Origin of the sequence: Saliniramus sp., assembly GCF_035311605.1 — a bacterium.
Classification (GTDB): Bacteria; Pseudomonadota; Alphaproteobacteria; order Rhizobiales; family Beijerinckiaceae; genus Saliniramus.
The window spans coordinates 1-3,486 of the sequence record NZ_DATGCW010000144.1 but is presented as its reverse complement, the minus strand read 5'-3'; the positions used below and the strand labels follow the sequence as shown (position 1 = coordinate 3,486).

Genomic DNA, 3,486 nt, shown 5'->3' with positions numbered 1-3,486 from the left:
GAACTGCTCAACCAGGAGCTCACCAAGATCGAGAAGCCCGCGGGCATCGCCAATCCGAAGGACTTCCGCAACGAGGTGGTCAAGTTCTCGCTGCGCTCGCGGGCCAGCCACGGGGGCAAGAATCCGTCCTGGACGTCCTATGAGAAGATCCGTGAGGTCATCGAGCGGCGGATGTTCAGCCAGGTTGAGGACCTGCTGCCGGTGATCTCCTTCGGCTCGAAGAAGGACAGCGAGAGCGAGAAGAAACACAGTGAGTTCGTCGACCGGATGACAGAGCGCGGTTACACCGAGCGTCAGGTCCGCCGGCTCGTCGAGTGGTACATGCGTGTGAAACAGGCGGGCTGACCGAGAGGAAGGCCCGCGAAATGGGGCGACCGGATGCATATTGTCGATCGCCGCCTGAATCCCGGCGGCAAAAGTCTCGCCAATCGTCAGCGCTTTCTCAGGCGGGCGAAAGCCTTGGTAAAACGCGCGGTTCGCGACACCACCCGCGACCGCTCGATCCGGGATGTCGAGAGTGGCGGGGAGGTCTCGATCCCCGGCGAGGGTGTGCGCGAGCCGCGCTTCCACCGCGCGGCGCAGGGCGGCATGCGCGATTACGTCCTGCCAGGCAACAAGGACTACGTCGAGGGAGAGACGATCCCGCGACCACCGGGTTCCGGTGGCGGCGGCGGTTCCCAGGGCAGCCCTGACGGGGAGGGCGAGGACGAGTTTCGCTTCGCGCTCAGCCACGAGGAGTTCATGGACCTCTTCCTCGAGGATCTCGAACTGCCTGATCTGGCCAAGCGCAAGCTGGCGACCACAGAGCAGGTAAGCTGGCGCCGTGCCGGATTCTCGGTGACCGGTTCGCCGGCCAATCTCGCCTTGACGCGCACCATGCGCAATTCGCTCTCGCGCCGCATCGCCCTGCGCCGTCCCCGCCCGGAGGTGGCGGCGGCGCTGGAGGAGGAGATCGCGACTCTGGAGCGCACGGGCGATGATCCGGTGCGGCTGCTGGAGGCCCGCGAAGAACTCGCGCGCATGCAGAAGCGGCTCAAGGCGATTCCCTGGATCGACCCGATCGACCTGCGCTATCGTCGCTCGGAGCCACATCCGCGTCCGGTCGCGCAGGCGGTCATGTTCTGTCTGATGGATGTCTCCGGCTCGATGACCGAGCATATGAAGGATCTCGCCAAACGCTTCTTCACGCTGCTCTATCTCTTCCTGAAGCGGCGCTACAAGCATGTCGAGATCGTCTTCATCCGCCACACGCATGAAGCCTCGGAAGTCGATGAGGAGACGTTCTTCTATTCGCGCGAGACCGGCGGCACCATCGTCTCCACGGCGCTGGAGGAGATGCAGCGCGTCGTGGCCGAGCGCTACCCGCCGCAGGAATGGAACATCTATGCCGCGCAGGCCTCCGATGGCGACAACACCTCCTCGGACAATCCGCGCGCCTCTGAACTCCTGACGGGTACCATCCTGCCCACCTGCCAGTATTTCGCCTATCTGGAGGTGGGGCGCGAGGATGATCCGGCGCCGATGGGCTTCGGCTATCGCCAGAGCGATCTGTGGCGGCTCTACGACGTGCTGCGCCAAAGTGGCGAGCAGATCGCCATGCGCAAGGTGCGCCACCGCCGCGACATCTATCCCGTCTTCCGCGAACTCTTCCAGCGCAAGCAGGGCGCAGACCAGGGAGCCGGCGCATGAGCACGAAAATCGCGCAGACAGCCGTGAACCCGCAGCCGAAACCGCGTCTCTACGAGGGGGCGGACTGGGATTTCGAGACGCTCCGGCGCATCAACGAGGCCTGCCAGGAGATCGCCATCGGCGAGCTGGGGCTCGACGTCTATACCAACCAGATCGAGGTGATCACCGCCGAGCAGATGCTCGACGCCTATTCCTCGATCGGGATGCCGCTGTTCTACAAGCACTGGTCCTTCGGCAAGCATTTCGCCACGCACGAGGCTTCCTACCGCAAGGGTATGCGCGGGCTGGCCTATGAGATCGTCATCAATTCCAACCCGTGCATTTCCTATGTGATGGAGGAGAACACGGCAACGATGCAGGCGCTCGTCATCGCGCATGCGGCGTTCGGCCATAACCACTTCTTCAAGAACAACTATCTCTTCAGGCAATGGACTGATGCCGACGGCATCCTCGACTATCTCGAATTCGCCAAGGGCTATATCGCCGAATGTGAGGAGCGCTACGGCCACGGGCCTGTCGAGCGGCTGCTTGATGCGGCGCACGCGCTGATGAACCAGGCGGTGCATCGCTATCCGCGCAAGATGCAGCTCGATCTGCGCAGCGAGGAGCAGCGCGAGCGCGAGCGGCGTCAGCATGAAGAGCAGATGTATGACGACCTATGGCGCACGGTCCCGGTCAAGGAGCGCGCCGGCATCGACGATGCCGATCTGGAGCGCCGGCGCGCGCTATTGCAGCTGCCGCAGGAGAATCTGCTTTATTTCCTCGAGAAAAGCGGCCCCAAACTTGCCCCTTGGCAGCGCGAATGCCTGCGCATCGTGCGGCTGATAGCGCAGTATTTCTATCCGCAGGGGCAGACCAAGGTGATGAACGAGGGCTGCGCCAGTTACGTGCATTACGAGATCATGAACCGGCTGCACGAGACCGGGCAGATCGACGATGGCGACATGCTCGAATTCCTGCGCTCGCATACGAACGTGGTCTACCAGCCGGAATTCCACGAGCGGCATTATTCAGGCATCAACCCCTATGCGCTGGGTTTCGCCATGATGAAGGATATCGAGCGGATCTGTCGCGAGCCCACCGAGGAAGACCGCGTCTGGTTCCCCGATATCGCGGGCGTGGGCGATCACATGCCGGTCCTGCGCGATATCTGGGCGAATTATCGCGACGAGAGTTTCATCCTGCAATATCTGAGCCCGCATCTGATGCGCAAATTCAAGCTCTTCCACGTCGCCGATGACGACAGCCAGCCCGACATGCTGGTCGACGCCATCCACGACGAGCGCGGCTACCGCCGCCTGCGCCGCGCGCTCGCGAAGCAATACGACGTCGCCTGGCTCGATGCCGATATCCAGATCGTCGATGTCGATCTCGCCGGCGACCGCCGCCTGATCGTCCACCACAACGTCCTCAACCGCATTCCGCTTGATGAATCCAATGCCCGTCGAACCCTCCAGCACCTTGCTGATCTGTGGGGCTACGAGGTGATGATGAAGGAGGTCGATACGCAATCGGGCGAGGTTCTGAAGGAGCACAGGGCGGTGGCGCGGGATCGGATTGTGTGAAGCGGGGGGATAATACTGATTAACAAACCAAAAGTTGAATTACAACTTATCCTTTAGTTAGAAGGAAATTAAGGCTTGGCCCCATCAGAGACAGACACTGAGAAGTTCACTGCAGAGACGCGACAGCGCGCCTCCGCACTCAAGGAACGTCAAGATAAAGCGCCGCTTCCGCCAACTGTCCAGTCGCTTTGTCTGGAGCACACGCTTTACCGACCGATACAGTTGAATCCAG

2 protein-coding genes and 1 pseudogene are annotated in these 3,486 nt (G+C 61.8%); all 3 read left to right on the top strand.

The genetic code is table 11. The annotated features are described in order from the left end of the window. Positions 1-345: pseudogene (locus VKP01_RS06960) on the top strand (PrkA family serine protein kinase); the annotation flags it as partial. A 33-nt stretch (positions 346-378) separates the two neighbouring features. Next, the gene (locus VKP01_RS06955) at positions 379-1,689 is read left to right on the top strand and encodes a YeaH/YhbH family protein (RefSeq protein WP_324411434.1); all 1,311 of its coding nucleotides are present in this window, start codon (positions 379-381) and stop codon (positions 1,687-1,689) included. After that, on the top strand, positions 1,686-3,254 hold the full coding sequence (locus tag VKP01_RS06950; protein ID WP_324411433.1) for a SpoVR family protein: 1,569 nt from the start codon (positions 1,686-1,688) through the stop codon (positions 3,252-3,254). The genes VKP01_RS06955 and VKP01_RS06950 overlap by 4 nt, the downstream gene beginning before the upstream one ends. The last annotated feature ends 232 nt before the right edge of the window (positions 3,255-3,486 follow it).

Excerpts from the sequence above, each read along its gene's own strand:
- VKP01_RS06950 (WP_324411433.1), top strand. The coding sequence starts at position 1,686 with ATGAGCACGAAAATCGCGCAGACAGCCGTGAACCCGCAGCCGAAACCG.
- VKP01_RS06955 (WP_324411434.1), top strand. The coding sequence starts at position 379 with ATGCATATTGTCGATCGCCGCCTGAATCCCGGCGGCAAAAGTCTCGCC.